The following is a 3,530-nucleotide window of genomic DNA, read 5'->3' on the forward strand; positions in this document are numbered from 1 at the left end:
GGCCTGGCGCTTGCGCAGGGCGTCGAGGGCCGCGCTCGCGGCGTCGCGGTCGGCGGCGAGCTTCTGCGCCGCCTGCTCGGCCTGCCCCCGCTCGGACGCCACGCGGTCGCGCTGGGCCTGGGCCTCGGCGAGGTCCTTGCGGAGGCCGGTGAGGGCCTCGCGCGCCTGCTGGGCGTCGCGGTCGGCCTGCGCGATCTCGGAGGTCAGCCGGTCCTTGCCGGCGGTCAGGTCGGCGACCGCCTGCTCGGTGCCCGTGCGCTGGCCGACCACCTGCCCGGTCGCGGCGCGCGCCTCAGCCAGCTCCTTCTGGGCCGCGGCCGCGGCCTCGCGGGCGGTCTGCTGGCGCTCCTCGGCCTTGGCGAGGTCGGCCGTCTTGGCGGTCGCCTCCTGCATCATGGTCGCGAGGTCGGCGCGGAGCTTGGCCTCCTGCACCCGGGCGTCCTCGAGGCGGCCCCCGACCTCGGCGAGGTCCTGGGCGCGGTCGGCGGCCGCCTTCTCGGCGGCGGCGACGGCCTCGCGCAGGGGCGTCAGCTTTCCCTCGGCCTGGGCGGTCTGGGCTTGCAGGTCGGCGAGCTTCTGCGACGCGGCGTCGGCGGACTTGCGCGCCTCGGACGCCTTGGCCTCGGCGGCCTGCTGCTCCTTGGCCAGCGCCTCGGCACGCGATTTGGCCTGCTCCGCGGCCTGCGTCGCCTGCTGGTCCTGCTGCCGGGCGGTCGCGATCTTGGCCTGAAGTGCGCTCAAGGTGCCGGCCGTCGAAACCTGCCGGTCGAGGTCGGCGCGCAGCGCCGTCTGCTGGGTCTGCAGCTCCGCGATGCGGTGGTCGCGGGCGCCGCGCTGGCGCGCCCCGGCGATGGAGGCGACTACGAGCCAGACCAGCAGCACCGCGGCGACGACCGCAAGGCTGAACGGGAGGGGACGGCGCAGTTCCGAGCGATAGTCGATGGCCATGGGCGTCTCGCGATGTCGAAGGAGGGGTTGCGAAGGGAAGGCGAAGAGAAGAGGCGAAGAGAAGGGGCGAAGGAAAAGCGGAGTCCGGCGCGTCGGCGCGCCGGTCGTGGCTCGGTCCGGCGTCAGGCCGGCGTCAGGCCGGCCTGGCGTTCGGCTGCGTCGAGGGATCAGCTTGGCTCGTCGGGCATCCTGTTTCCCGGTTCGATGCCGGACGCGGGCGTCCGAGGTTCCGCAATCAACCCACCGCGTCGGATGCGGCGCCCATCGAGGTCATGCGCTGGTGGAGGTCATGCGCCCGGCGAGGTCCGGCTCCTCGACCGGCGGCTCCCCGGCGGCGATGGTCCGCTTGACCGTCGAGCGGGCCGCATCGATGGCGATGGCCGCCGCCGACATGGTCCTGGCTTCCGTCGGCCGCTCGAGCGCATGCTTGGCGATGTCGCCGGCCAGGTCGTCGATCTCGCGGGCGAGGATCTCCAGGCGTCGCGCGGGCGCGCCGTCCTGGGCCTCGCGGCGGATCTCCAGCAGCCGGTCGGTGGCCTCCTCGACGCGCTCGCGCCGGATGCGCGACAGGCGCTGCCCGACCCACGCCACCGCCGAGCCGATGCCGCCGCCGAGGAACGCGACGAGGTAGATCCAGGTCTCGTAGCGCTCGATGAAGCTCTGCTGCTCGCGCTCGAAATAGTCGACCGCGCCCGGATGGATCGGGAGCCGCGCGCTGGTGGCGGCCGCGGTGCTGTCGTAGCTCGGCGCCTGCAGGTAGTCCGCGGCCGGGGCCACGTTCGCCATGCCGCTGCGCAGCTCGAACAGGTGCTGGGTCACGTCGGCGGCCACCGCGCGGGACAGGTTCGCACGCGCCATCAGCCGGTAGGAGGCGCCGACGGTGACCACGTCCTCGGCGGGGACCTGCGGGCTGCCGCCGAAGGTCTCGGCGGGCATGGTGACCGCCTGGAGCCGCGGCAGGCGGGCGACGATGGCGGCGGCGTTCGCGACCGCGACGAAGGCGACCTTCCGGTTCTTGCTGACGCCCTGCACGATGCCGATGATGCGTTGCGCCGCCGGGGCCGTCGGCGAGATCACGGAGATCACCGCGTCCACACGCCGCCGGGCGAAGGCCGAGGTCAGGTCGGCCTCGGGCATCTCCACCAGGGCGACGTGGCGGGGCGGCACCGGCCCCTCGGGATCGTGGTCGAGCAGCGTCAGGCCGTAATGCTCGACCATCGCCTTGATCAGGTCCTGGTCCGCGTCGCGGTGGGCGAGGATGGCGAGGCGCTTGCGGTCGAGATCCGGGAAACTCTTCAAGCCCGACGCCTCGGGCGAGGCGATGATCATCGCCTGGTCGCGCAGGATCGCCAGCGTCAGGCCGTTGTCGGGGAGGTCGACGTCGGGGCGCACCACCGCGAGGTCGGCCCGGCCGTCCTGGAGCGCCGCCGCGCTGTCGCGCACGTCATCGAAGGCCAGGATCTTGAGGCGGATCTCCTTGTGCCGCCGGGCGAGCGCGTCGGCGTAGGCTCGGATCACGGCCGGCTCCGTGCCGTCGCTGGGCGCCACGGCGATGGTCAGCACCGTGGCGCGCGACACCCAGTAGGCCGCCGCCGCCCCGAGCCCGAGCACCACCGCGAGGGCGAGGAACGCGAATTCGCGGCGCAGCGCCAAGGCGGCGACGCTCATCGGTGGCGACTTGGGCGGCAAGGTTGCCGAGAACTCGGGCGGACGACCAGCACCTTCGACCGCCCTCCCTGCCGCGTGGATCACGCCGGCCCGAAACAAGCACCGCCCGAAGACGGTTCCAGCGAAAGCAGGACGGCTGCCCGTGCATCCCCTCGCCCCGCGTGCGGGGAGAGGGCTTTGCCGACCTCGTCGTCGGCAAAGCGAGGCGGCAGCCGACGGTGAGGGGGCGCGAACGGAGGAGCCTCATCCGTCGGCACCCCCTCACCGCCGCTTCGGCTTCGCCTCCGCTTCCCGGCTGCACGACGGGGTGCAGCCGGGCCTCTCCCCGCCCGGGGGGAGAGGGGGAACCCGCGGGTCGTCCGAGGCCGTGGCCGGCTGCGTGGATACGATAGCGGCCGAGGGACTGTCGTGACGGATGTTCGCCGTTTGTAGCCCACGCGATCACGCGAGGACGACGCATGCTTCGCCGCGCTTTACCAAATAAAGTTTCATCAAAATGATACGTCTGCATCATTGAGTGGACCTGGCGCGTACATATCTCTCGGTCATCGCCAGACCCTTGAAGGTCATCCCTCCAAGGTGATGGCGGAAGACTTTCCAAGTTGTGTCGGACCCGATGAGACCCCCGCTCGGGTCCGGCATGGCCGCAGGGCCGGGCTTGCCGCCTTCGGTGCACGCTCGGCCCGTAGGCCGTCCCGACCAGCTCGCAGGAAAGATCCCAAGAGTGGCCAACCCCGGCATGCCCGTGGCCTGCCCCCATTCGGTGGCCCAGGTTCGAAGTTAGTGCATTGTCGGTCGCGTGACGATGGCGGAGTGGGCGACCGGCGCTGAACCGCTGGGTTCAGGTGGCCATATGACAACCTGTGGCGCAGGCGGCTGGTAGCCGAGTGACGAGTGCGGCCGGATGGTGTTGT

The 3,530-nt window shown here is 72.2% G+C and carries 2 protein-coding genes and 1 pseudogene; all 3 read right to left on the reverse strand.

Annotated features, from left to right (window positions below):
• On the reverse strand, positions 1 to 948 hold a 948-nt coding region (locus FV229_RS25960; protein ID WP_147754683.1), incomplete at its 3' end, for a chromosome partitioning protein ParA.
• Between the two features lie 270 nt (positions 949 to 1,218).
• Complete coding sequence (locus FV229_RS25965; protein ID WP_147754684.1) at positions 1,219 to 2,616, reverse strand: TAXI family TRAP transporter solute-binding subunit; 1,398 nt, start codon at positions 2,614 to 2,616, stop codon at positions 1,219 to 1,221.
• Positions 2,617 to 3,396: 780 nt separating this feature from the next.
• Positions 3,397 to 3,530: pseudogene (locus FV229_RS25970) on the reverse strand (IS3 family transposase); the annotation flags it as partial.

The organism is Methylobacterium sp. WL120, assembly GCF_008039465.1.
GTDB lineage: Bacteria > Pseudomonadota > Alphaproteobacteria > Rhizobiales > Beijerinckiaceae > Methylobacterium > Methylobacterium cerastii.